We start from the raw sequence: 283 nt of genomic DNA on the forward strand, positions 1-283 counted from the left end.
GATCTGCCGGCTCGGTCTATGTGCGCCCCTTCCTCGAACATGTGACGCTCCTGGCAACAGGGCCAATTGCCCTGGCCCTGCTCGGATTTGGCATCGCCGCCGTGATCGGCAACGTTGCCGGTGGCCGCATGGCCGACGCCAATATCCACGTGGCTCTCGTGGTTACGGCCGCATTGATGGCGTTCGCGGCGCTGGCATTGGTGCTTTGGGGCGGGCGCATCGGCGTTGCCTTTGGGTTCGCCACCCTGTGGGGTTTGGCCTTAGGCATGGCGCTTGTGGTGCT

1 pseudogene is annotated in these 283 nt (G+C 64.7%); it reads left to right on the forward strand.

The features are described from left to right. Nucleotides 1-283: pseudogene (locus EN807_RS34975) on the forward strand (MFS transporter); the annotation flags it as partial.

Origin of the sequence: Mesorhizobium sp. M5C.F.Ca.ET.164.01.1.1 (assembly GCF_004792125.1) — a bacterium.
GTDB lineage: Bacteria > Pseudomonadota > Alphaproteobacteria > Rhizobiales > Rhizobiaceae > Mesorhizobium > Mesorhizobium wenxiniae.